We start from the raw sequence: 24,013 nt of genomic DNA, 5'->3' as shown, positions 1-24,013 counted from the left end.
ATGGACAGCGCAGGGACGGACAAACAGAAACCGGCAGGCACCGGCAAGACGCGCGATCGCGGCTTGTCGGCATACCGCGCCTTGCCGGGCGTTCCGGATGAGCTGGTGACGGCAGACGGCACGTTGCGCCCCCTGTGGCAGCCGCTGATCGACCATCTGCAAAGCCTGACCGACGAAGGGCTGACCCGCGCCACCGGCCGGGCCGATCAGTATCTGCGCGATTCGGGGGTGTTCTACCGGCAATACGGCTCTGGCCAGTCGGTCGAACGCCCGTGGCCGCTGAGCCATGTGCCGGTGTTGATCGATGAATCTGACTGGGCCGAGCTGACCCCGGCGCTGATCCAGCGCGCCGATCTGCTGGAACAGGTGATGGCGGATCTTTATGGCGCCAACCGGCTGGTGGCCGACGGGCATCTGCCCGCAGCGCTGGTTGCGGGCAACCCGGAATGGCTGCGGCCTTTGGTCGGGGTGCGCCCGGCCTCTGGCCATTTTCTGCATTTCGTGGCGTTCGAAATCGGGCGCGGGCCTGACGGGCGCTGGTGGGTACTGGCCGACCGCACGCAGGCCCCGTCAGGTGCGGGTTATGCGCTGGAAAACAGGGTCGCCACCTCACGCGCCTTCAACGATGTGTTCTCCGGGCAGAACATTCACCGCCTTGCCGCCTTTTTCCGCGAGTTCCGCGATGCCCTGCTGGGACTGCGCGGCGCACGCGATGGCCGGGTCGCCATCCTGACCCCCGGCCCGCTGAACGAAACCTATTTCGAGCAGGCGTGGATCGCGCGCTACATGGGCGTCAGCCTTGTGCAGGGCGAAGACCTGACCGTATCTGATGGGCGGCTGATGGTGCGCACCGTGTCAGGTCTGCGGTCGCTGGATGTGCTGTGGCGGCGGCTGGATGGCAGCTACGCCGACCCGCTGGAACTGGACCCCGCCTCACGCATCGGCACGCCCGGCATGGTGAATGTGCTGCGGCAGGGCGGGCTGACCATGGTGAATTCGCTGGGGTCCGGCGTGCTGGAAACCCGGGCGCTGATGGCGTTTTTGCCCAAACTCTCGCTGCATCTGACCGGGGCAAAGCTGGCGATTCCCAATATTGCCACATGGTGGTGCGGCAGTCCGGCTGAACGCGCGCAGGTGATGACCGCCCGCGCCCGTCTGGTGCTGTCATCCGCGCTTGGCACCGGGCTGCCCTTTGACCGGCAGGGCGAAAGCACCCCCGCCGCAACCCTGACCCCGGAAGAGCTAGCAGAGCGGCTGGCGCTGGAAGGCCCGGAACTGGTCGCGCAAGAGGCTGTCACCCTGTCCACCACCCCGGCACTGATCGGCGGCAAGATCGTGCCCCGCCCGATGAGCCTGCGGGTGTTTCTGGCCCGCACGCCCTCGGGCTGGCAGGTGATGCAGGGCGGCTTTGCCCGCATCGGTGCCTCGACCGACCCGACCGCACTGGCGATGCAGCGCGGCGGCAGTGCGGCGGATGTCTGGATCGTCAGCAAGGATGAAGTCCCCTCGGTCAGCATGGTGGCCCCGGCAGATACGATCTACCGCCGCTCTGTCCCCGGGGCGCTGCCGACGCGGGCGGCGGACAATCTGTACTGGCTGGGCCGCTATGTCGAACGCACCGAAGGCATCATCCGCCTGCTGCGCGCGCGCCACATCCGGCTGGCCGAAGGCGGGCGCGCCGCCCTGCCGCTGCAAAAACAGATGGATGCGGTGCTCAAGGGTTACAGCGTTGATGGCACGGTCGGCCTGTCGCCGGGCTTGCTCGATACGCTGGGCGCGGCGGTGGCCACCGCCGGGCAGGTGCGCGACCGCTTTTCCCCCGATGGCTGGTCGGCGCTGAACGATCTGGACAAGACCGCCCGCCGCATGGCCGGCAAGGTCACCCCCGGCGATGATGCCGCCCGCGCCCTGTCGGCGCTGTTGCGCAAACTGGCGGGGTTTTCCGGTCTGGTGCATGAAAACATGTACCGCTTTTTCGGCTGGCGCTTTCTGTCGATCGGGCGCCAGCTGGAACGCGCGTCTAGCATGACCGGCGCGCTGGTCGCCTTTGCCGATGCCAGGGCGGCAGCCGGGGGTCTTGATCTGTGCATCGAACTGGGCGATTCCGTGCTGACCCACCGCCGCCGCTTCAGCGTGGGGTCGACCCGGGAAACCGTGATCGACCTGCTGGCGCTGGACCCGATGAACCCGCGCTCGCTGCGCCATCTGTTCGACGGACTGAGCGAGCAGGTGCAGGCCCTGCCGGGTGCGGCCACCCATGGCCAGCTGTCAGATCTGGGCCGCACGCTGCTGCGCTGTCAGGTCGATATCGCCACCGCCACGCCCGATACGCTGACCACCGCAGCGCTGAACGACCTGCATGGCAAGATCGCCATCATTTCTGATCAGCTGACCGAGGCATACTTGCGGTGACGCTGTACGCCGTGCGCCAGTCCATACGCTATGATTTCGCCCGCCCCACCGGCGCGGGGCGGCAGCTGTTCCGCATCCTGCCCGCCAATATTCCGGGGCGGCAAAAGGTGCGCGAATCCGGCTATGCGTTTCAGCCCGAGGTCGGCGAGCGGGGCGAATTCCGCGATTTCTTCGGCACATCGGTGATAGAGGCTGCCATGCCCCCCGGCCTGATCAGTCTGGACCTGACCATGCATTCGGTGGTCGAACGTCTTGCCGATGACGCTTTGCTCGACCTGTCGCCATCCCTGTCGGGGCTGGCGGTCGAGCTGGCGGCGCATCGCACTGTCGGCCCGCGCGCGCCGCACCACTTTACGCGGCCCTCGCGCCGCATCGCAGCCACGCCCCGCATCGCCGCCTTTGCGCAGGATCTGCGGTCAGACCAAAGCACTGCCCGCGATATGGTGGAAAAACTGGGCTTTGCACTGCACAACCACATGACCTTTGATTCCAAGGCCACCAGCGTCAACACCACGCCCGAAGATGCCTTTGTGCAGGGCCGCGGCGTCTGTCAGGATTTCGCGCAGATCATGGTGGGAGGGTTGCGCGCCATCGGCATACCTGCCGCCTATGTCGGGGGATATCTGCGCACCCTGCCGCCGCCGGGCAAACCCCGGCTGGTCGGGGCCGATGCCATGCACGCATGGGTCCGCGCCTGGGCGGGTGAGGAAATGGGCTGGGTCGATTACGACCCCACAAACGCCTGCTTTGCCCGCACCGACCACATCGACGTCGGCTTTGGCCGCGATTACGACGATGTGGCCCCGGTAACCGGGCGGCTGCGGCTGGACGGACGTCAGTCCGGCAGCCACAGCGTTGATATTGAAGAGATTACCGCTTAGCGCAGATCTTCGGGCAGCAAAGCGTCCGGCAGGTTCTGATAGCAGACCGGGCGCAGCCAGCGGCGGATCGACAGCGTGCCGACCGACGTGGCCCCAAAGTTGGTGCTGGCCGGGTACGGCCCGCCATGCACCATGGCATCCGCCACCTCTACCCCGGTGGGGAAGCCGTTGGCCAAAACGCGCCCCGCCTTGCGGTCAAGGATTGGCAGCAGGGTGCGGCCCAAATCGGTGTCGCCATCATCCAGATGCAGGGTGCAGGTCAGCTGGCCCTGCAGGCTGGCGGCAATCGCCTCCATCTCTGCCGCGTCCTGCACGCGGATGATCAGGCCCAGCGGGCCGAACACTTCTTCCGCCAGCATATGATCGGCCAGCCAGTCGGTGCCCGACACCTCGAACAGGTTCGGCGTGGCAGCGCGGCCATCGCACATCGTGGTCAGCAGGCTGCGCACCCCGGTGCCCGCCGCCACCCGGTCGCGGCCCGAACGGTAGGCATCAGCCATACCATCGGTCAGCATGGTCTGCGCCGCCACCGGCTCCAGCGCCGCCTTGGCGGCAATGGCGAAGGCATCGGCATCCGGCCCGTCAATCACCACGGCAATGCCGGGGTTGGTGCAGAACTGCCCCGCCCCCATGGTCAGGCTGCCAGCCCAGCCCTTGCCCAACGCCTCTCCGCGCGCTGACAGCGCGGCAGGCAGCAGGAACATCGGGTTCACACTGCCCAATTCGCCAAAGAACGGAATCGGATCGGGCCGCGCAGCGCACAGGTCATAGAGCGCACGCCCCCCACCCAGTGATCCGGTGAATCCCACCGCGCGGATCAGCGGTTGCTGCACCAGCGCCTCGCCCACATCGCGCTTGCCGCCCTGTACCAGAGAGAACACGCCCGGATGCAGGTTGCAGGATTTGCGCGCCGCATCAATCGCCTGCGCCACGATCTCGCCCGTGCCCGGATGGGCCGAATGGCCCTTGACCACCACCGGGCAACCCGCCGCCAGCGCCGAAGCAGTGTCGCCCCCGGCGACCGAGAACGCCAGCGGGAAGTTCGACGCCCCGAACACCGCGACCGGGCCAATCGGACGCTGGATCATCTTCAGATCCGGGCGCGGCAGCGGCTGACGGTCGGGCAGCGCCTTGTCGTGGCGGCGGTCGAGATAGGCCCCGTCACGGATATGCGACGCGAACAGCCGCAACTGGCCGGTGGTCCGCCCCCGCTCGCCTTGCAGACGCGCAGCCGGAAGGCCGGTTTCCTGCGTGCCGATCTCGGTGATCGCATCGCCGCGCGCCTCAATCTCATCGGCAATCGCTTCAAGGAACCGCGCGCGGTCGTCGCGCGAGGTGGCGGCAAATGACGGGAAGGCCGCTTCCGCCGCCTCACAGGCCTGATCAACCAATGCAGGCGTGCCGACGCCAAAGTCATGCGAGGGGCCATGGGCCGGGGTCGAGGCAAAGGTCGTCGCCCCCGAAACCCAGTCGCCCGCGATAAGGTGCTTGCCAGTCAGCATGTCAGTCTCCGGTTTTTTGAGGGCGGGACCGGGGGGGGTTACCCCCCGGCACGATTTTGCTTTCTTGAACCAATGGCGAAAACAACGTCGCACCCGTGGGATGTGTAAGAACAGGTAATGATGAAGTCAGAAATTGAAAGCCCCGGCCTCGATCCGCCGGCCAAGGGTCATGGCATCGGCCACGTGCACCATTGGGGCAAGGTCAACCTCGGACTGCCCCTTGGCCACCAGCTCGGCCATGCGGGCGTAAAGGGCGGGATATTCATCCATGATGGTATTTTCGCCCTGCGCGGACTGGCCGTCAAGCTCCAGCACATTGCCGCCCATGCGCAGGGCCATGCGGCCTGCGCTGGTGTCAATCTCGATGTCCCAGGTCTGCGGACCGGTTTGCCGCCAGTCGAAATCGGCAGTGACATGGCCGGTGAACTGCAGCCGGGCGGCAATGGGTGTCTGGCGGTTGGCGGGAAACTCCAGCTCGGCGCTTTGCAGATGCACGGGCGCGGGCAGAATCTCGGTCAGGATCGACAGCGCATTGATACCGGGGTCGAACACACCCATGCCGCCCGGTTCAAACACCCAGTCCTGACCGGGATGCCATTTGCGCACATCCTCGCGCCAGGTGATATGGGCGCGGGTGATGGCTTTGTCGGCCAGCCAGGCCTTAGCCGGGGCCACCGCGTGGGCCATCCGGCTGTGCCATGTGGTATACAGCGTGACACCCTGCGCATCGGCAAGCGCTTCCAGCGCATGGATTTCCGCCAGCGTGGCACCGGGCGGCTTTTCCAGCATCACATGGCACCCGGCCCGCAGCGCGGCCTGCGCATAGGCAAAGCGCGGCACCGGCGGCAGGGCAAGCGAGACCATGCCGATATCTGGCCGCGCCGCCAGCATGGTGTCGATGTCGGTGAAGGCTTCCACACCATCCACCGTGCCCGCGCGCGACACGGTGGCGGCCAGTTCCCATTCGGGGCTGGCGGCAAGGGCGGGCACATGCTGATCAACCGCGATCTTGCCGATGCCGACGAGCGCAATTTTCTGGCGTTCCGGCATTAGTGCGAATCCCGTCCCACAGGCGCGCCACGCGCCCCTTTGAGGAAATCGAGATCGGCCCCGGTGTCTGCCCCTTCGACATGGCGCTGGTGCAACCAGCCGTAGCCTGAAGGGTACAGGTCATGCGTGGGTTTCCATGCCGCCAGACGCGCAGCCAGTTCGTCATCGGGAATATCCAGATGCAGCCGGCGATTTGGCACGTCCAGCTCGATGAAATCGCCGCTGCGGACCACCGCCAACGGCCCGCCTGCCGCTGCCTCGGGCGAGGTGTGCAGCACGACTGTGCCATAGGCGGTGCCCGACATGCGCGCGTCAGATATGCGCACCATATCGGTGATGCCCTTGCGCAGCACCTTGGGTGGGAGGCCCATATTGCCAACCTCGGCCATGCCGGGATAGCCTTTTGGCCCGCAGTTCTTCATTACCATGATGCAGGTCTCGTCGATATCCAAAGCCTCATCGTTGATCTTGGCCTTGTAGTCGTCGATATCCTCAAACACCACGGCGCGACCGCGGTGCACCATCAGATGCGGGCTGGCGGCCGAAGGTTTCAGCACCGCCCCCTTGGGTGCCAGATTGCCCCGCACCACCACCACGCCGCCCGACTGGGTCAGCGCTTTTTCGGCAGGCAGGATCACGTCTTCGTTGTGGTTGCGCACATCCTTGACCTGATCCCACATCGACGTGCCCGATACGGTCAGCGCGTCCTTGTGCAAAAGGCCCGCCTCACCCAGCCGTTTGATCACCACGGGCAGTCCGCCGGCATAGAAGAACTCCTCCATCAGGTATTTGCCCGATGGCATCAGGTTGACGATGGTGGGTACATCACGGCCGCAACGGTCCCAGTCATCCAGTGTCAGGTCGATGCCGACCCGGCCTGCGATGGCCAGCAGGTGGATCACCGCATTGGTGCTGCCACCGATGGCGGCGTTGGTGCGGATGGCGTTTTCGAACGCCTGCTTTTTCAGGATGTCCGATGGCTTCAGATCATCCTTGACCATCTGCACAATGCGCCGCCCTGTCATCTGCGCCATCACCCGGCGGCGGCTGTCCACCGCCGGGATGGCGGCATTGCCCGACAGCGCCATGCCAAGCGCTTCGGCCATCGAGGCCATCGTGCTGGCGGTGCCCATGGTGTTGCACGACCCCGGAGAGCGCGACATGCCTGCCTCCGCCTCGGCAAATTCTTCCTGCGTCATCTCCCCGGCTTTCACCGCTTCGGAGAATTTCCACAGATGGGTGCCCGACCCCACACGTTCGTTGCGGTAATAGCCGTTCAGCATCGGCCCGCCTGTCACCACAATGGACGGCAGGTCGGTCGATGCCGCGGCCATCAGCAGCGATGGCGTGGTCTTGTCGCAGCCCACCAGCAGCACGCAGCCATCCATCGGCTGACCGCGCATCGCCTCTTCCACCGCCATAGCCGCCAGATTGCGGAACATCATCGCGGTAGGGCGGAAGGCGGACTCGCTGGCCGAAAACACCGGCACTTCGACCGGGAAGCCCCCCGCCTCATAAATCCCGTTCTTCACCCGCTGCGCAAGATCGTTCAGATGCGCGTTGCACGGCGTCAGTTCCGACCAGGTGTTCAGGATGCCGATGACCGGGCGGCCATCGAACAGATCATGCGGGAAGCCCTGATTTTTCATCCAGCCCCGGTGATAGATCTGGTCACGGCCAGTGCCGCCGAACCATTCCTGCGAGCGCAGCTTGCGGGGCCATTGGGCGGGTTTGAACGTCATATCATCCTCACAAGGCGTGGACCGTTGTCATCCCGGTGTCGGGGGCAACGGCAAGCGGGTTGGTCAGTGGCAGGCCAAAGCCGGGCACTTCAATCTCAAACACATCGCCCGGTTCGGCTTTGATGCCATCGGCAAAGGACAGCGTGGCGGTGCCGAACATATGCACATGCAGATCACCGGGCTGGCAGAACAGATCGTATTTGAAATGGTGGTGTTCCAGATTGGCAAAGCTGTGCGACATGTTCGCCTCGCCCGACAGGAACGGCTTTTCCCAGATCACCGCACCGGCGCGGCGGATGCGGCTGGTGCCGCGCACATCGGCTGGCAGCTCGCCCACAAGGATTTCGGGCCCGATCGACGCCTGCCGCAGCTTGGAATGCGCCAGATACAGATAGTTGATCCGCTCGGTCACATGGTCGGAAAACTCATTCGCCAGCGCCCAGCCCACACGGCAGGGCGTGCCATTGGCCGCGATCACATAGATCCCCGCCAGTTCAGGCTCTTCCCCGCCATCCAGCGCAAACCCGGGTGAGGTCAGGGCCGCACCGGGGGCCACCAGATGCACGCCGTTGCCCTTGTAGAACCATTCGGGCTGCACGCCGGGGCCCGTGGCAGGCTTGCCGCCTTCCAGCCCCATGCGGAACATCTTCATCGAATCCGTCGCATCATCCGCATTCGCCTTGGCGTGCATGGCGTTGCGGGTCGATGCACTGCCCAGATGGGTCAGACCGGTGCCGGTCAGATGCAGATGCGCCGGGTCGGGGTGGGTGATCGGTGCCAGCATCCGCCCCTCGGCTGCGGCGCGCAACAGGTCAACCGCCGGGCCAAGCCCGTGCGCGGCCACCACCGCCGCCAGCGACCGGCCCGACTCTGTCGCCTCCATCGCCAGCGCATAGGTGCTGGTGGCCCCCTGCACGACGGCAGCCTCTGACCCTTCGCGGGCGATCACGGCGATGCCTTCATCCGTTCTGATTTGCGACAACAGCATGGCAGCCCTCACTTATTCTTGTTGTAAACGTCAAAGATGACAGCGGCGAGCAGCACCAGCCCCTTGATCACCTGCTGATAGTCAATGCCGATGCCCATGATCGACATGCCATTGTTCATCACGCCCATGATCAGTGCACCGACCACAACGCCGACAATCTTGCCCGACCCGCCGGTCATCGAGGCCCCACCGATGAACACTGCGGCAATCACGTCAAGCTCGAACCCGGCCCCGGCCTTGGGGGTGGAGGAGTTCAGGCGCGCGGCCACGATCATTCCGGCCAGTGCCGCCAGCACGCCCATGTTGACAAAGCAGAAAAACACCAGCCGTTCGGTCTTGATCCCCGAGAGCTTCGCCGCCTTTTCATTGCCCCCCAGCGCATAGATGCGCCGGCCGCTGGTGGTCTGCTCGGTGAAGAAGGCATAGATCACCGTCAGCACCGCCAGCACCATCACCACATTGGGCAGGCCGCGGAAGATCGCCAGCTTGTAGCCGACAAAGATCAGCGCGCCGCAGACAATGGCATTGCGGATCCAGAACACCACCGCCGGTTCCGGCGTCACGCCAAAGCCAGCATCCTGCGCCCGCTTGCGCAGGCCAAGAAAGACCACAAAACAGGCCGCAACCACCACGATCAGCAGCGCGGTACCGTTCAGCCGGTCCATGCCGAACAGCGCCTGATCGGCATCGCCAAAGATGTCTGGAATAAACCCGGTGGACAGCGACTGAAAACTGCGCGGAAACGGCCCGATGTTCTGGCCATTCAACAACCACAGCGTCGATCCGCGAAACACCAGCATCCCCGCCAGCGTCACGATAAAGGATGGAATCTTCCAATAGGCCACCCAGTACCCTTGGGCCGCGCCGATCAGCCCGCCCACGATCAGACAGGCCGGGATCACCGCAAACACCGGCCAGCCCAGATTGACGGTCAGCACCGCCGCCACCGCGCCGGTAAAGCCCACGACCGACCCGATCGACAGATCGATATGCCCGGCCACGATCACCAAAAGCATCCCCAGCGCCATGATGATGACGTAGGAATTCTGCAAAAACAGGTTGGTGATGTTCTGCGCCGACAGGAAATCGACGTTGATGCTGGCGCGCACGATCACGGTAAAGAAAAACACGATGGCGACCAGCGCCATGATCATCCCGTATTCCCGCAGATGGCTGCCCAGATAGTTCTTTTCCGACATTTAAGCCGCCTTCCCAACTGAATTCAGGATCATGGCCATGATGCGTTCCTGCGACGCCTCGGCGCGGGACAATTCCCCCACGATCCGGCCCTCATTCATCACATAGATGCGGTCGCACATGCCCAGCAGCTCGGGCATTTCCGAGCTGATCATCACGATCCCCCGGCCATCGGCGGCCAGCTGGTTCATGATGTTGTAAATTTCAAACTTCGCGCCCACGTCGATGCCGCGTGTGGGTTCATCAAGGATCAGCACCTGCGGATCAGTGAACAGCCATTTCGACAGCACCACCTTTTGCTGGTTGCCGCCCGACAGGTTCACCACCTTTTGCTGCACATTCGGGGTGCGGATGTTCATGGCGCGGCGGTAATCTTCGGCCACCTGCGCCTCACGCCGCTGGTTCAGCACGCCGCGCCGGGCGATGCCGGCAAGGTTGGCAAGGCTGATGTTGCGCAGGATCGGTTCTTCGAGGATCAGGCCCAGCGCCTTGCGGTCTTCGGTCACATAGGCCAGACCCGCCGCGACGGCCTTGGTCACGGTGGATGTGTCCACCGGCTTGCCACCCATCGAAATCTCGCCGCTGATGTTGCGGCCATAACTATGGCCGAACAGGCTCATCGCCAGTTCGGTACGGCCCGCCCCCATCAGCCCGGCAATACCCACAATCTCGCCCTTGCGCACCGTGAACCCGGCGTTGCGGATGGTCTGGCGGTCTTTCTGGTCGGGGTGGAACACGTTCCAGCCCTTGACCTCCAGCAGCATCTCGCCGGGGTTCGGGGTGCGGTCGGGATAGCGATGCGCCATGTCGCGGCCCACCATGTCGCGGATGATGCGGTCTTCCGTGATGTCTTCGCGGTTAAGGGTCGATACCGTGGTGCCATCGCGGATGATCGTGGTGCGATCCGCCACGCGGCCAATCTCGTTCAGCTTGTGGCTGATAATGATCTGCGTGACGCCCTGCGCCTTCAGCTCCAGCATCAGATCCAGCAGCTTCTGGCTGTCGTTTTCCTGAAGCGCGGCGGTGGGTTCATCAAGGATCAGCAGCCGCACATCCTTGGCCAATGCCTTGGCAATCTCGATAAGCTGTTGCTTGCCCACGCCCAGCTTGCCGACAATGGTGGTCGGTGCCTCATTCAAACCGACCTTTTTCAGCAGTTCGGTGGTTTTCTGGAATGCCAGCGGCCAGTTGATCACACCGGCCTTTGCCACCTCGTTGCCCAGAAACAGGTTCTCGGCAATCGACAGCAAGGGCACCAGCGCCAGTTCCTGATGGATGATGATGATGCCTTTGGCTTCCGAATCCGTGATCGACTTCATCGCCAGCGTCTCACCGTCATAAACGATGTCGCCCTCATAGCTGCCATGCGGGTAAACCCCTGACAGCACCTTCATCAGCGTCGATTTGCCCGCGCCGTTCTCACCGCAGATCGCATGGATTTCACCGGCCTCGACCGACAGGTTCACACGGTCCAGCGCCCGCACGCCGGGGAACAGCTTGCTGATCCCGCGCATTTCCAGAAGCGTTGTCATCATCCCTCCCAAGGCAAACCGGGCCTGCCCGCCAAACGGCAGACAGGCCCGGAAAGATCGCGTGGTCTTACTTGATCTGGTCGGCGGTGTAATAGCCCGAGCCTACAAGGATTTCCTCATAGTTCGACGCATCCACCGATACCGGCTCCAGCAAATAGGACGGGATGACCTTGACGCCGTTGTCATAGGTCTCGGTGTCGTTGATTTCCGGCTCTGATCCGGTCAGCAGCGCCTCGACCATGCCCACGGTCACGCGGGCCAGTTCGCGGGTGTCCTTGAACACGGTCGAATACTGCTCGCCCGCGATCATCGACTTCACGCTTGGCACTTCAGCATCCTGCCCGGTCACGATCGGCATTGCCAGATCACCCGAGCCATAGCCCACGCCCTTCAGCGACGACAGGATGCCGATTGACAGCCCGTCATAGGGCGACAAAGCGCCGTGCAGAACCTTGTCGCCATAATTGGCCGACAGCAGGTTATCCATCCGCGACTGCGCCACAGCGCCATCCCAACGCAGGGTGCCGACCACATCCATGCCCATCTGACCCGATGGCACCACGATATCGCCGGAATCGATCAGCGGCTGCAGCACCGACATCGCGCCGTTGTAGAAGAAGAACGCGTTGTTGTCGTCGGGCGAGCCGCCGAACAGCTCCACATTGTGCGGCTTTGCATCAGGGAAGCGCTCGTTCAGGCCCTTCACAAGGCTTTCGGCCTGCTGCACGCCGACCTTGAAGTTGTCAAAGGTCGCGTAATAGCTGACATCGCCGCTTTCACGGATCAGACGGTCATAGGCAATGACCTTGATGTCCGATGCAGCCGCGTTTTCCAGCGCGTTCGACAGCGTGGTGCCGTCAATCGCGGCGATGACCAGAACCTTCACACCCTTGGTGATCATGTTCTCGATCTGCGCCAGCTGGTTCGGGATGTCATCCTCGGCATATTGCAGATCGGTGCCGTAGCCCGCTTCGGTGAACTGCTTCACCATCGACTCGCCGTCCGAGATCCAGCGCGCCGAAGATTTGGTCGGCATGGCGATGCCAACAGTGCCCTTGTCCTGCGCAAAGGCAGGGCTGCCCAGCAGCGTGGCGGCAACCGCCAGTTTCAGCACAGCACGTTTTGTGAATTTCATATCTCTCTCCTCCCAGATGCCATGAAACACGGCAATGTCGCGGCGGTTTGTCCGTTCCCCAGGCGCTGCGCGCACAAGGACCGCGATCAGGCGGGACATTGACCAAAGGACACATTCCCGTCAAATGAGATTACATGAAGTATATACTGCAAGATTGATATGGATGCGCCGCCATGATCCTGCCCCTGCACCACCTGAAAATGACCCATCTGCGGCTTCTGGCGCATCTGGCCGACACCCGCCGCATCACAACCGCCGCCGATCTGACCGGCGTGTCGCAGCCGACCGCCTCACGCCTGATCGTTGAGATTGAGGATATTCTGGGGCAGCCTATCCACGAACGCTCTGGCCGGGGCATCGCCCTGACCGTCGTGGGCACCGCCCTTGCCGCCCGCGCCCGCCGTATTCTGACGGAGTTGCAAGAGGCCACCGCCGAAATTTCGGGCCTCGCCTCCGGCGACAGCGGCCATCTGCGACTGGGGTCCGTCACTGCCCCGGCCCTGTCCTTGATGCTTCCCGCGCTGCGCACCCTGCGGCTGACCCACCCCAACATCACCGCCGATGTCTCTGTCGCCCCCTCCGCGCTGCTGTGTCAGGAGCTGCGGGCCGGGCGGCTCGATCTGGTTCTGGGCCGCCCGACCGGCCCGGACGACAGCAATGACTTCACCATCGCCCCCCTGGGCACCGAACCTGTGGCCCTGCTGGTCCGGCAAGATCATCCTCTGGCCGGGCAGGGTGCGGTCGACCTGTCCGATCTGATGCGGTTTGACTGGGTGATGCCCGCCGAACCCTCGCCGCTGAACCGCGCCATGACCCGCGCTTTTGAGCAGCACAGCCTGCCGCCGCCCCGGCAAAGCCTGACAACGGCGTCCTTCCTGCTGACCCTGACAATGGTGCGACAAACCAATGCCATCGCGCCATTGGCGCAGGCCGTCACCGATGTATTCTGCACCCCCGGCAGCGGCTACGTCTCGCTCGACACACCGCTGCAGATCGATGTCGGCTCTTACGGGCTGATCACCCGCAAAGGGCAGGCGATTACGCCTGCGCTCAGCCGCCTGATTGACCAGATCATAAGGCAGGGCCAGCTGACCCCGGCGGGTTAGGCCCCGTTCCCCCAGGGCCCGTGCCGCAGATCCTTGCCATCCAGCCGGTCAAAGCCATGCGCGCCAAAGAAATCGCGCTGGCCCTGCACCATATTGGCGGTGCCGCGCGCCTGCCGCATAAGATCAAACCACGACAGCCCCGCCGACAGCGCGGGCAAAGGCAACCCGTGCAAGGTCCCCGCCGCCACCACCCGGCGCAGGGCGGGCAGGCTGGCATCCAGCAGCCCGGCAAAGAACGGCGCCAGTATCAGATTGCGCGCAGAGTCTTCGGCCAAGGCCTGCGCCATGTCGTTCAGCATCGACGACCGGATGATGCAGCCCGCCCGCCAGACCCGCGCAATCGCAGGCATGTCCAGCGCCCAGTCGAACTCCCTGGCCGCCGCAGTCATCATCGCGAAACCTTGGGCATAGCACAGGATCTTGCCCGCAATCATCGCGGCTTCCAGATCGTCCAGCGACAGATCGACCGGCCCCCCCGCCTTGCCAAAGCGGGCCTCACCCGCCGCCCGCTCGTCGCGCCGGGCCGAAACATTGCGCGCCATCACCGCCGCCTCGATCACCGGCACCGGCGCCGCCAGATGCTGCGCCTCTACCGCCGTCCAGCGCCCGGTGCCCTTTTGCCCCGCCGCGTCGACGATCACATCCAGCATTGCCGCGCCGGTCTCGGGATCAGTCGCCGCCGCCACTGCCGCCGAAATCTCGATCAGATAGGATTGCAGCACCCCTTCATTCCAGCGCGCAAACACCGGCGCAACATCCGCCGCCGCCAGTCCCAACCCGTCGCGCATCACGCCGTAAACCTCGGAAATCATCTGCATATCGGCATATTCAATGCCATTGTGCACCGCCTTCACGAAATGACCCGCACCCGATGGGCCCATATGGTCGGCACATGCGCTGCCATCCTCGGCCCGCGCCGCTATCGCCTGCAACAGGTCTTGCATCTGGCCCCATGCCGCCTGCGGCCCACCCGCCATGATCGCCGGGCCGTGCCGCGCGCCCTCTTCGCCGCCCGACACGCCGATGCCCATGAAGCGGAACGGCAACTCCGCCCCGTCGCGCCGGTTGGTGTCGCGGAAATTGGCGTTGCCCGCGTCGATCACCAGATCCTCCGGCCCAAGCAGCGGGGTCAGCGCCGCCAGCTGGTCATCCACTGCCTGCCCTGCCGGTACCATCAGGATGATAGCGCGCGGCGGCACAATCGCCTGCACCAGCGCCTCCAGCGTGTCGGTAGGTGTGATCCGCGACGCCAGCTCACCCGCACCGTCGTGAAAGGCCTGCGTGACCGATCCGGTCCGGTTCCACACCGCAATCGGAAACCCCTTCTCGGCAATGTTCAGCGCCAGCGCCGCCCCCATCGTGCCAAGGCCGATCAGGCCGGTATGCGTTTGCGTCATGTCGCAGTCCTTTGCAGTTCAGAAAAACATCAAAATGGCAGGGGAAGACGCGGCGCGCAGAGGCTGCGTCCAACACCCGGAGGATGGACCCAAAACACCGGCATCGCTTTCCCCGATTTCCACACAATGGAGCTAACGCCACCGCCCAGACGCGTCAAACCGAAACGCCCCGGCAGCCCGTCTGCCCCTTTGGCCCATCATCTGTTCCCAAATATCCCGGGGGGAGGAGCAAAGAGACGGGGGGCTGGCCCCCCAGCCCGAGCAGCCACAGGCACCACGCAGCCCGTCCATGTGCGGGAAAACGCTGAGCGTACGGGCTAAGACTTTGATATATATATATTCCCACAGCTTTGATACAGGGGGAAGCCTCCGCTGGCAACCAACCGAAAGGCCCGGCCCCGAAAGGGCCGGGCTACGCAACGCCCTCAGCTGTCGGCGATCACATCCTGACGCTGCTGGCCCAGACCTTCGATGCCCAGTTCCACCACATCGCCCGCCTTCAGGTAGCGCGGCGGCTTCATCCCCATGCCCACGCCGGGTGGGGTGCCGGTAGAAATCACATCGCCCGGATGCAGGGTCATGAACTGCGACAGATAGCTGACCACATGCGCCACGCCGTAGACCATGGTCTTGGTGGACCCGTCCTGCATGGTCTGGCCGTTTACCTTCAGCCACATTGACAGGGCCTGCGGGTCCGCCACCTCGTCGCGCGTTACCAGCCAGGGGCCAAGCTGACCGAAGTTGTCGCAGCTTTTGCCCTTGGTCCATTGTCCGGCCCGTTCGGCCTGAAACGCGCGTTCACTGACATCATTGGTCACGGCATAGCCCGCGACATAATTCAGCGCGTCGGCTTCCGAGACGTATTTCGCCCGTGTCCCGATGATCACGCCCAGCTCCACCTCCCAGTCGGTTTTCTCCGATGTGCGGGGGATGATGATCGGGTCGTTCGGGCCGACGATGGCGCTGGTGGCCTTCATGAAGATGACCGGCTCGGGCGGCACGGCCAGCCCGGATTCGGCGGCATGGTCGGCGTAGTTCAGGCCGATGCAGATGAATTTTCCGGTGCCTGCAACGCAGGGCCCAAGCCGGCTGTCAGCCGCCACCACCGGCAGGCTGCCCACATCCACGCCGCGCAAGCCCGACAGGCCGGCATCAGACAGCACATCGCCGGCAATATCGGGCACAATGCCGGTCAGGTCACGGATGGTGCCATCCGAATGCAGCAGACCGGGACGTTCAGCGCCCGCAGCGCCATGACGGAGGAGTTTCATATCAGATCCTTTCAGGTATTCGACCAGCCGCCGTCGATGACGTTGGCCGTGCCGGTGACGAACGCAGACTCGTCCGAAGCGAGGAAAACAACAAGCGCCGCGATATCTTCGGCCTGCGCCAGCTTGCCTGTGGGTTGCCGTGCAATAAAGGCTTTGCGCCCGGCCTCATAATCGCCGGTCGCTGCCATCCGCTCTTGCAGCGAAGGTGTATCCACCGTTCCGGGGCAGACCGCGTTACAGCGGATGCCCTTGGTGATGAAATCGGCGGCGATGGATTTTGACAGGCCGATGATGGCGGCCTTGGTGCAGCCATAGGCAAAACGGTTCGGCACAGCGATGATCGATGAGGCCACCGAAGCCATATTGATGATCGACCCCGACCCACCCTCTACCATGGCCGGAAGGAAGGCGCGGCACATCCGGTACATCGCGGTGACGTTCAGGTCAAAGCTGAAGGCCCATTGGTCCTCATCACACTCCAGAATGGTGCCGTTTGCGACGACGCCGGCGCAGTTGAACAGCACGTCCACCCGGCCCAGCTCGGCGGCGAGCGCGGTGATGGCGGCGGGGTCGCGCACGTTCAGCACGCGGGTCTGAAGGCCCTGTGCCGCCAGATCGGCGAGCGCGGCCTCATTGATGTCGGTCGCGATCACAGCGGCACCTTCACGCGCCATGGCAAGCGCCGAGGCGCGGCCGATGCCCTGCCCCGCCGCCGTGATCAGTGCCGTCTTTCCGTTCAGCCGTCCCATGGAGATTCCTTGTCTTTCTTCCGCTATCATACCGCATCGCCTGCCGTGGCAGGTGTTACATCACGGCACCGATCTGCCAAGGCACGAATTCCGCGCCGCCAAAGCCCAAGGCTTCGGATTTGGTAACCTCACCGCTGGCGACCCTGATGAACTGCTCGAACATCTCGCGCCCTTTGTCGGCAAGCGTGACCCCGCCGTCAATGATATCGCCGGTGTTCAGGTCCATGTCTTCCTCCATGTGCCGGAACATCTCGGAATTGGTGGCGACCTTGATGCACGGCACCGGCTTGTAGCCCGAGACCGACCCGCGCCCGGTGGTAAAGACGATCAGGTTGGCCCCCGATGCGATCTGGCCGGTCACGGAACAGGGGTCATAGCCGGGGCTGTCCATGAAGACGAAGCCCTTTTTGGTGATCGGTTCGGCAAACAGATACACATCCTCCATCGGGGCAGAGCCACCCTTGGCGACCGCGCCGAGGGATTTTTCCAGAATGGTGGTCAGCCCGCCGCGTTTGTTGCCGGGGCTGGGGTTGTTGTTCATCTCGCCCTTGTTGCGGGCTGTGTAATCTTCCCACCAGCGGATGCGCTCAATCAGCTTTTCGCCGACCTCGACGCTGACTGCGCGGCGGGTCAGCAGGTGTTCTGCACCGTAAATCTCGGAGGTTTCCGACAGGATCGTGGTGCCGCCATGCTGCACCAGCAGGTCCGAGGCCACGCCAAGGGCCGGGTTGGCGGTGATGCCGGAATAGCCGTCCGACCCGCCACATTGCATGCCGATCACCAGTTCCGACACCGGGATCGGTTCACGCGTATAGGCGTTTGCAATATCGGCCATCTCACGCAGCGCTTCGACTCCACGCTCCACCGTTTTCCGGGTGCCGCCCATCTGCTGAATGGTCATGTGGCGGAAGTTGTTGTCGGCGCGCATCCGGCCACGGCCCACCAGATCGGGGATCTGCAGGACTTCGCAGCCCAGCCCCACCAACAGGATGCCGCCAAAGTTCGGGTTCTGTGCATAGCCCTGCAGCGTGCGCATAAGCGTCGCGTAGCCTTCATCAGACCCCGACATGCCACAGCCCGAGGCATGGGCGATCGGCACGATGCCATCGACATTGCCAAGCGCCTTGAACCAATCCGATTTCTCGGCCTCTTCGGCGATGAAACGGGCGACGGAGCCGGAGCAGTTCACGCTTGTCAGCACGCCAAGGTAGTTGCGGGTTCCGGCCTTCCCGTCGGGGCGGCGGAAGCCCATGAAGGTGCGGTCTTCATTGGCGACGGCCAAGGGCCGCGCCTCGGCGGCGAAGGCGTAGTCCTGCGCATGATCGGACATGGCGATGTTGTGCACATGCACATGCGCGCCCGCGGGGATGTCTTGCGTGGCGGCCCCGATGATCTGACCATAGCGGCGGATGTTTTCGCCAAGGGTAATCGCGCGGTTGGCCAGTTTGTGGCCGCGCGCGACCGGCGTGGTGATGGTCACCCCCAGCGCTTCGGCCCCCGGAGCCAGATCGGTCAGGGCGATATCGACATTGTCATCGGGGTTCAGGCGGATGCTGATGGGCAATTTGGGCCTCAGGTCGTTGGGGCAAGGGTGGAGAGCGCGCGGTCAAGATGGGTATACCCGCCATCGACAAACAGCCATTGCCCGGTGGTATGTCCCGCCTTTTCCGACAGGGCAAAAACGGTGGTGGCGGCCATTTCGGTATCCAGCGTCATGCGCTGTCCCAGCGGAATGCGGGCGGTGATTTCGGCCAGCTTGGCATCGGGGTCCTCCATCGTGTCCAGCCAGCGGCGGTACAGCGGGGTCATGACTTCGGCCGGAATCACGGCATTGACGCGGACGCCATCCCCTGCAAGGGCTGCGGCCCATTCGCGGGTCAGCCCAAGTTGCGCCGCCTTGGCCGCGACATAGGCAGAGGTGCCGCCCTGCCCGGTGATGGCGGTTTTGGAACTGATGTTCACAATCGCGCCTTTTGTGGCTTTCAGGTCGTCCATCAGCAGATGTACAAGGGTGTAATAATGGATCAGGTTCTGGTTGAGCGAGGCGCGGAACGCCTCCGGCCCCGCGTCCAGACCAACTCCGTCATTCGCCCCGGCATTGTTGACCAGACCGTACACCTGCCCCCAGACCTCATGCGTCTGGGCAACCGCGCGGCGGCAGTCGTCATCAATCGACAGATCGGCCTTGACCCAGCCCGCACGGGGCGATTTCGCGGTCAAAGCATCCAGAAAACTGTCCTCCGGCGCACGGCGGGCATAGATCACCGGGATCGCGCCCTCTTCCGCCAGTGCCATGCTGATCGCGGCCCCGATGCCGGAGCCGCCCCCGGTGACCACCACGATTTTGTCTTTCAGCCCCAGATCCATAGTCTCTTCCTTAACAGCTTTGGGTGGCCCCGCAACCAGCGGAACCACCCGGTTCATCCCCGTGATCAGGGATCAGTCGTACAGGACGGCGGCGATTTCCGGCGCGTCCATGTTGGTGGCGTCGTACCATGCAAAGCCCGAGTCGATGGTCTTTGGCAGCATCTCGCCCTTGGTTGCCGCGATTGCGGCCTTGACCGTTTCATAGCCCATGCCGACCGGGCTTTGGGTGATCGCGCCCGCCATCAGACCATCGCGCACGGCGGCCTTTTGGGCGGCCCCCGAGTCGTAGCCGATGACGATCAGCCCCTGGGTGTTGGTTTCCCGCACAGCGTTGATTACCCCCAGCGCCGACCCTTCGTTCGCGCCAAACACACCCTTCATGTCGGGATGCGCGGTCAGCATCGCCTTGGTGATCTCGGTCGACATCAGCTGATCGCCGCCGCCATACTGGATATCGACGATCTCGATGTCCGGATAGGCCTCTGCCATGCGGTTCACAAAGCCATCACGCCGGTCGATCCCGGTGCGTGAGGTCTGGTCGTGCACCACCAGCGCCACCTTGCCCGCACCGCCGATCAGCTCGGCCATCTTATCGGCGGCCAGTGCAGCGGCGGCAAGGTTGTTGGTGGTGACGGTGGTGGCCGGGATATCGCTGTCAACCCCGGAGTCAAAGGCGATGACCGGGATGCCCGCCTCTTGCGCCTGACGCAGCAGCGGGGTTGCGGCCTGACTGTCAAGCGCGGCAAAGCCCAAAGCGGCAGGCTTTTTCGCCAGAGCAGCGGACAGCATGTCCATCTGTTTATCGACCTGGGCCTCGGTATCGGGTCCCTCAAATGTGACCTCGACCCCGAATTCGGCGGCGGCCTGATCGGCACCGGCCTTCACGGCCTGCCAGAACTGATGCTGGAAGCCCTTGGAGACGAGCGGGATGTAGATCTTGTCCTGCGCGTGAGCGAGGCTGGTGGACAGCATCAGCGCGGTGGCGGATGCGGCGGCAAGCAAGGTGCGTCTGGTGAACATCGGGTATCCTCCCATGGTGTGCGATGTTGATGAGTGCGGGCAAAGTATTTGGGGCGTTCGTCGCCCTCTGGTTGATGTGTCAGCTGGCCGCGCGGCGGCGGCGCAGCATGTCGGCGTAAACGGCGGCGATGATGATTCCGCCGGTGACAACGGTCTGCCATTCCTGCGCCACCGACATGACGCGCAATCCGTTCAGCAGCACGGCCATGATCAGCGCGCCGATCATGGTGCCAAGGATCGACCCGCGCCCCCCGGCCAGCGAGGTGCCCCCGATGACCACGGCGGCGATGGCGTCCAGCTCATACCCCAGCCCCAGTGCGGGCTGCGCCGAGTTCAGGCGTGACGCGATGATCAGCCCAGCAATGCCACAGATGCTGCCTGCCAAGGCGTAGATGGCGATCTTCCATGCATCGGTATTCACGCCGGACAGGCGCACCGCCTCTTCATTGGACCCAAGCGCAAAGCAGTACCGGCCAAGCACAGTGCGGTTCAAAACATAGCCGATGACCAGCGCCAGAACGAACAGGATCAGCACGCCATTGGGCACTGGAACAGAAGGGATGATCTTGCCGATCAACGACCCGGTGGAGATTTGCGAGAACCCCGGCGTGTCGTTGAAGTAAATCGGCTTGGTGCCCGAAATAATCAGCGACAGACCCTTGAGGATCAGCATCATCCCCAACGTGGCGATAAACGGAGGGATTTTCATCTTGGCGACCAGCGTGCCGGAAATGGTGCCGCAGACAGCACCCGCAGCAATCGCCCCGACAATGCCAAAGGGCAGCGGCAACCCGGCATTGGTCAGGATCACCCCCGCCATGACGGCACAGAATGTCATCAGCGTGCCGACCGACAGATCAATCCCCCCGGTGATGATGACCAAAGTGGCCGCAATCGCCAGCACCCCGTTGACCGATGTCGCCTGCAGAATGGCCAGCATGTTTGAGGTTTGCAGGAAGTTCGGCGACGCCACCGAGAAGAACACCAGCAAAACGATCAGGCTGGCAAAGGCCAGCAGCTTTTGCTGCGCGCCGGATGCGGGTTTGCGGGCCGGGGTGGCGGCGGGCAGGGTTGTCATGCGATAGCCTCCTCAGGTGCGCTGTGTTTTGTGGTGGCAAGGCGCATGATTTCTTCCTGACTGGTGCCGGGGCCGCCGGGCAGAATGCCGGTCAGGCGGCCTTCGCACATCACGGCAATGCGGTGCGACAGGCGCAGCACCTCGGGCAGTTCGGAACTGATGACGATGATGGCTTTGCCATCCGCCGCAAGCGCCTGCATCAGGCGGTAGATTTCCGCCTTGGCCCCCACGTCGATGCCACGGGTCGGTTCGTCAAAGATCAGGATGTCGCAGTTGCGCAACAACCATTTGGCGATGACGATCTTCTGCTGATTGCCGCCCGACAGCAACCGCACCTCTTGCCGGTCAGACGGGGTGCGGATGGCAAGCTGGGTGATGTAGGTACGGGCGGTCTTTTCCAGTCCCGCCTCATCCAGCACACCCATTGCGTTGGAAAACCGGGCGAGGCTGGTCATGCCGACATTGGCGCGCACATCAAGGCCGAGGGCGAGGCCGAAGTGTTTGCGGTCCTCCGACAGATAGCCGATGCCTGCAGCCACGGCATCCTGCGGGCTGCGGATGGTGGAGGGTTTGCCATGCACGATGATCTCGCCGCTGTCGCGCGGGTCTGCACCAAAGATCGCGCGGGCGACTTCGGTGCGCCCGGCCCCCATCAGCCCGGCAAAGCCCAAGATCTCGCCCTGCCGCACACTGAACCCCACATCGCGGATGATGCGACCCCGGTTCAGACCCCGCACCTCCAGCGCCACCGGGGCAGAGGACAGGTCGGGGATATCGACATGCACGCTTTCCAGATCACGCCCGACCATCATGCTGATGATGGTTTCAATCGGCGTATCGGCGGCGTGGACCGTGCCGACATAGGCCCCGTCGCGCATGATGGTGACGCGGTCGGAAATGCGGCGGATTTCGTCCATCTTGTGGCTGATGTAGACCACACCCACGCCCTCGGTGCGCAAACCCCGGATGATGGCAAACAGTTCATTGGTTTCGGCATCGTTCAGCGCGGCGGTGGGTTCATCCATGATCAGGATGCGCGAGCGGAACGACAGCGCCTTGGCGATTTCCACCATCTGCTGGCGGGCGACCGACAGGGTGCGCACCTCGGTCCTCGGGTCGATGCGCACCTTCATCTGGGCGAAGATGCTTTCCGCATCGGCGTTCAGCTGCGCCTCGTCCAGTCGGCCAAAACTGCGGCGGGGCTCGCGGCCGATGAAAATGTTCTGCGCCACGGTCAGGTCGTTCATCAGGGCCAGTTCCTGATGGATGATGCCGATGCCAAGCGCCTGCGCCGCGCGGGGGCCGTTGATGGTGGCGGGTTCGCCCGACACCTCGACCGTGCCGCCATCAGGCTGGTAGATGCCGGACAGCACCTTCATCAGTGTCGACTTGCCCGCGCCGTTTTCGCCCATCAGGGCGTGCACCTCCCCCGGCACCAGATCGAACTGTGCCGACTTCAGCGCGTGGACGCCGGGGAAATGCTTGTCGATGCCGGTCATGCGGACAAGAGTCATGTCTGCCCCCCGACCTGCACGACAATCTTGATCAGCGCCTCACGGTTGGCAACCAGCGCAGGGAACCGCGCGGGCAGATCGGCCAGCGGCAGGGTCTCCGAGGTGATGCGGGCAGCGTCAATGGTGCCGTCGCTCAGCGCCTGCATGACGGTGGCAAAGTCTTCGGCAGTGGCGTTGCGGCTGCCCATCAGGGTCATTTCGCGCTTGTGGAATTCGGGGTCAGAAAAGGTGATGTCATCCTTGACGACTGACACCAGCACATAGGTGCCGCCATGGGCAACATGTGCAAACCCGGCCTGAATGGCGCGAGGGTTGCCGGTGGCGTCGAACACCACGTCAAAGCCGCCTTCGGGCAGCGGGTCGGCCACGCCATGCAGTTCGGCAAAGCCGAACCCGGCGGCGGCGCTCAGCCGGGCGGGGCTGGCATCGCGCAGATGTACGGCGGCACCACGCGCCCGTGCAAACAGCGCAACGCCAAGGCCGATAGGGCCTGCGCCGGTAACCAGCACTGTATCGCCGGGACCGGGGGCCGCGCGTCGCACGGCATGCGCGCCGATGGCCAGAAACTCGGTCAGCACCGCAGCGCCCTTGGGCAGGCGGGATGCGTCATACAGGTTGCCGGATGGCACCGCGATGCGGGCGCACATGCCGCCGTCACGGTGCACGCCCAGCACGGCGATATCGGTGCAGCAGTTGGGCTTGCCCTTTCGGCAAGCCACGCAACGCCCACAGGACAGGTAGGGATTGATCACCACCGCTGTGCCCTTCGGCCAATCACCCGTGGCCTGCGCGACATGGCCGGACAGTTCATGGCCGATCACCCGGGGGTAAGCCAGAAACGGATGCTTGCCTTCAAAGATATGGAAATCGGTGCCACACAACCCGACCGCATCAATATCGACCAGCACCCAACCGTCAGGCGCAGTCTGCGGTTGCGGGTGGGTCGTCAGCGTGAACTGTCCGGGGGCCGCGCAGGTGCCACAAAGCATGGTCTGAACGACCGGGCCATCCATGATTCAGAACCCCTCCCAAGGCCACCAATCTGACCACCGACTCAGCCAGTGATTTTTAT

19 protein-coding genes are annotated in these 24,013 nt (G+C 63.9%); 3 read left to right on the top strand and 16 right to left on the bottom strand.

What is annotated here, in order from left to right; all coding sequences use genetic code 11:
- On the top strand, positions 1-2,412 hold the full coding sequence (locus tag Q7J44_RS01110) for a circularly permuted type 2 ATP-grasp protein (RefSeq protein ID WP_304876179.1): 2,412 nt from the start codon (positions 1-3) through the stop codon (positions 2,410-2,412).
- A complete protein-coding gene (locus Q7J44_RS01105) occupies positions 2,409-3,293 on the top strand; it encodes a transglutaminase family protein (protein ID WP_304876177.1) in 885 nt (294 codons plus the stop codon). The genes Q7J44_RS01110 and Q7J44_RS01105 overlap by 4 nt, the downstream gene beginning before the upstream one ends.
- On the opposite strand, the gene Q7J44_RS01100 is transcribed toward Q7J44_RS01105, so the two are convergent.
- The 7 genes from Q7J44_RS01100 to chvE all read right to left on the bottom strand — a co-directional run bounded on the left by Q7J44_RS01100 (position 3,290) and on the right by chvE (position 12,439).
- Positions 3,290-4,795 (bottom strand): aldehyde dehydrogenase (NADP(+)), encoded by a 1,506-nt coding sequence (locus Q7J44_RS01100; RefSeq protein ID WP_304876175.1) that lies wholly within the window; start codon positions 4,793-4,795, stop codon positions 3,290-3,292. The two genes, Q7J44_RS01105 and Q7J44_RS01100, sit on opposite strands and share 4 nt — an antisense overlap.
- Positions 4,796-4,921: 126 nt before the next feature.
- Entirely contained in the window at positions 4,922-5,845 is a 924-nt protein-coding gene (locus Q7J44_RS01095; protein WP_304876173.1) for a Gfo/Idh/MocA family protein, read from the bottom strand.
- On the bottom strand, positions 5,845-7,587 hold the full coding sequence (araD, locus tag Q7J44_RS01090; protein WP_304876171.1) for an L-arabinonate dehydratase: 1,743 nt from the start codon (positions 7,585-7,587) through the stop codon (positions 5,845-5,847). Before araD ends, Q7J44_RS01095 begins: the two co-directional genes overlap by 1 nt.
- 7 nt (positions 7,588-7,594) lie before the next feature.
- Entirely contained in the window at positions 7,595-8,575 is a 981-nt protein-coding gene (gene araD1 / locus Q7J44_RS01085) for an AraD1 family protein (protein WP_304876169.1), read from the bottom strand.
- An 8-nt stretch (positions 8,576-8,583) separates the two neighbouring features.
- Positions 8,584-9,774 carry a multiple monosaccharide ABC transporter permease gene (gene mmsB / locus Q7J44_RS01080; RefSeq protein ID WP_304876167.1) on the bottom strand — a complete coding sequence of 397 codons (1,191 nt, stop codon included), beginning with the start codon at positions 9,772-9,774 and terminating at the stop codon, positions 8,584-8,586.
- A complete protein-coding gene (gene mmsA, locus Q7J44_RS01075) occupies positions 9,775-11,304 on the bottom strand; it encodes a multiple monosaccharide ABC transporter ATP-binding protein (RefSeq protein ID WP_304876165.1) in 1,530 nt (509 codons plus the stop codon). It lies immediately after the preceding gene.
- Between the two features lie 67 nt (positions 11,305-11,371).
- Complete coding sequence (gene chvE / locus Q7J44_RS01070; RefSeq protein ID WP_304876163.1) at positions 11,372-12,439, bottom strand: multiple monosaccharide ABC transporter substrate-binding protein; 1,068 nt, start codon at positions 12,437-12,439, stop codon at positions 11,372-11,374.
- Between the two features lie 173 nt (positions 12,440-12,612).
- Here chvE and Q7J44_RS01065 point away from each other — a divergent pair, with 173 nt between their 5' ends.
- Positions 12,613-13,545 (top strand): LysR family transcriptional regulator, encoded by a 933-nt coding sequence (locus Q7J44_RS01065; protein WP_304876161.1) that lies wholly within the window; start codon positions 12,613-12,615, stop codon positions 13,543-13,545.
- On the opposite strand, the gene gndA is transcribed toward Q7J44_RS01065, so the two are convergent.
- The 9 genes from gndA to Q7J44_RS01020 form a co-directional block, all read right to left on the bottom strand.
- The gene (gene gndA / locus Q7J44_RS01060; RefSeq protein WP_304876160.1) at positions 13,542-14,942 is read right to left on the bottom strand and encodes an NADP-dependent phosphogluconate dehydrogenase; all 1,401 of its coding nucleotides are present in this window, start codon (positions 14,940-14,942) and stop codon (positions 13,542-13,544) included. The genes Q7J44_RS01065 and gndA overlap by 4 nt on opposite strands.
- A gap of 425 nt (positions 14,943-15,367) precedes the next feature.
- Positions 15,368-16,213, bottom strand: a complete 846-nt coding sequence (locus Q7J44_RS01055) for a fumarylacetoacetate hydrolase family protein (RefSeq protein ID WP_304876158.1) — start codon at positions 16,211-16,213, stop codon at positions 15,368-15,370.
- 11 nt (positions 16,214-16,224) lie between these two features.
- Positions 16,225-16,962, bottom strand: coding sequence for an SDR family oxidoreductase (locus tag Q7J44_RS01050; protein ID WP_304876156.1), 738 nt, complete (start codon positions 16,960-16,962; stop codon positions 16,225-16,227).
- 55 nt (positions 16,963-17,017) lie between these two features.
- Positions 17,018-18,526 carry a UxaA family hydrolase gene (locus tag Q7J44_RS01045; protein WP_304876154.1) on the bottom strand — a complete coding sequence of 503 codons (1,509 nt, stop codon included), beginning with the start codon at positions 18,524-18,526 and terminating at the stop codon, positions 17,018-17,020.
- A gap of 8 nt (positions 18,527-18,534) precedes the next feature.
- Positions 18,535-19,329, bottom strand: a complete 795-nt coding sequence (locus tag Q7J44_RS01040) for an SDR family oxidoreductase (protein WP_304876152.1) — start codon at positions 19,327-19,329, stop codon at positions 18,535-18,537.
- A 72-nt stretch (positions 19,330-19,401) separates the two neighbouring features.
- Positions 19,402-20,349, bottom strand: coding sequence for an ABC transporter substrate-binding protein (locus tag Q7J44_RS01035; RefSeq protein ID WP_304876150.1), 948 nt, complete (start codon positions 20,347-20,349; stop codon positions 19,402-19,404).
- Between the two features lie 79 nt (positions 20,350-20,428).
- On the bottom strand, positions 20,429-21,427 hold the full coding sequence (locus tag Q7J44_RS01030; protein WP_304876148.1) for an ABC transporter permease: 999 nt from the start codon (positions 21,425-21,427) through the stop codon (positions 20,429-20,431).
- The gene (locus tag Q7J44_RS01025; RefSeq protein WP_304876146.1) at positions 21,424-22,941 is read right to left on the bottom strand and encodes a sugar ABC transporter ATP-binding protein; all 1,518 of its coding nucleotides are present in this window, start codon (positions 22,939-22,941) and stop codon (positions 21,424-21,426) included. The genes Q7J44_RS01030 and Q7J44_RS01025 overlap by 4 nt, the downstream gene beginning before the upstream one ends.
- Positions 22,938-23,954, bottom strand: coding sequence for a zinc-binding alcohol dehydrogenase family protein (locus tag Q7J44_RS01020; RefSeq protein ID WP_304876144.1), 1,017 nt, complete (start codon positions 23,952-23,954; stop codon positions 22,938-22,940). The genes Q7J44_RS01025 and Q7J44_RS01020 overlap by 4 nt, the downstream gene beginning before the upstream one ends.
- Between the last annotated feature and the right edge of the window lie 59 nt (positions 23,955-24,013).

It is taken from the genome of Pseudotabrizicola sp. (assembly GCF_030656345.1).
In the GTDB taxonomy this organism is placed as follows: domain Bacteria; phylum Pseudomonadota; class Alphaproteobacteria; order Rhodobacterales; family Rhodobacteraceae; genus Pseudotabrizicola.
This window is presented reverse-complemented; position numbering and strand designations above follow the sequence as displayed.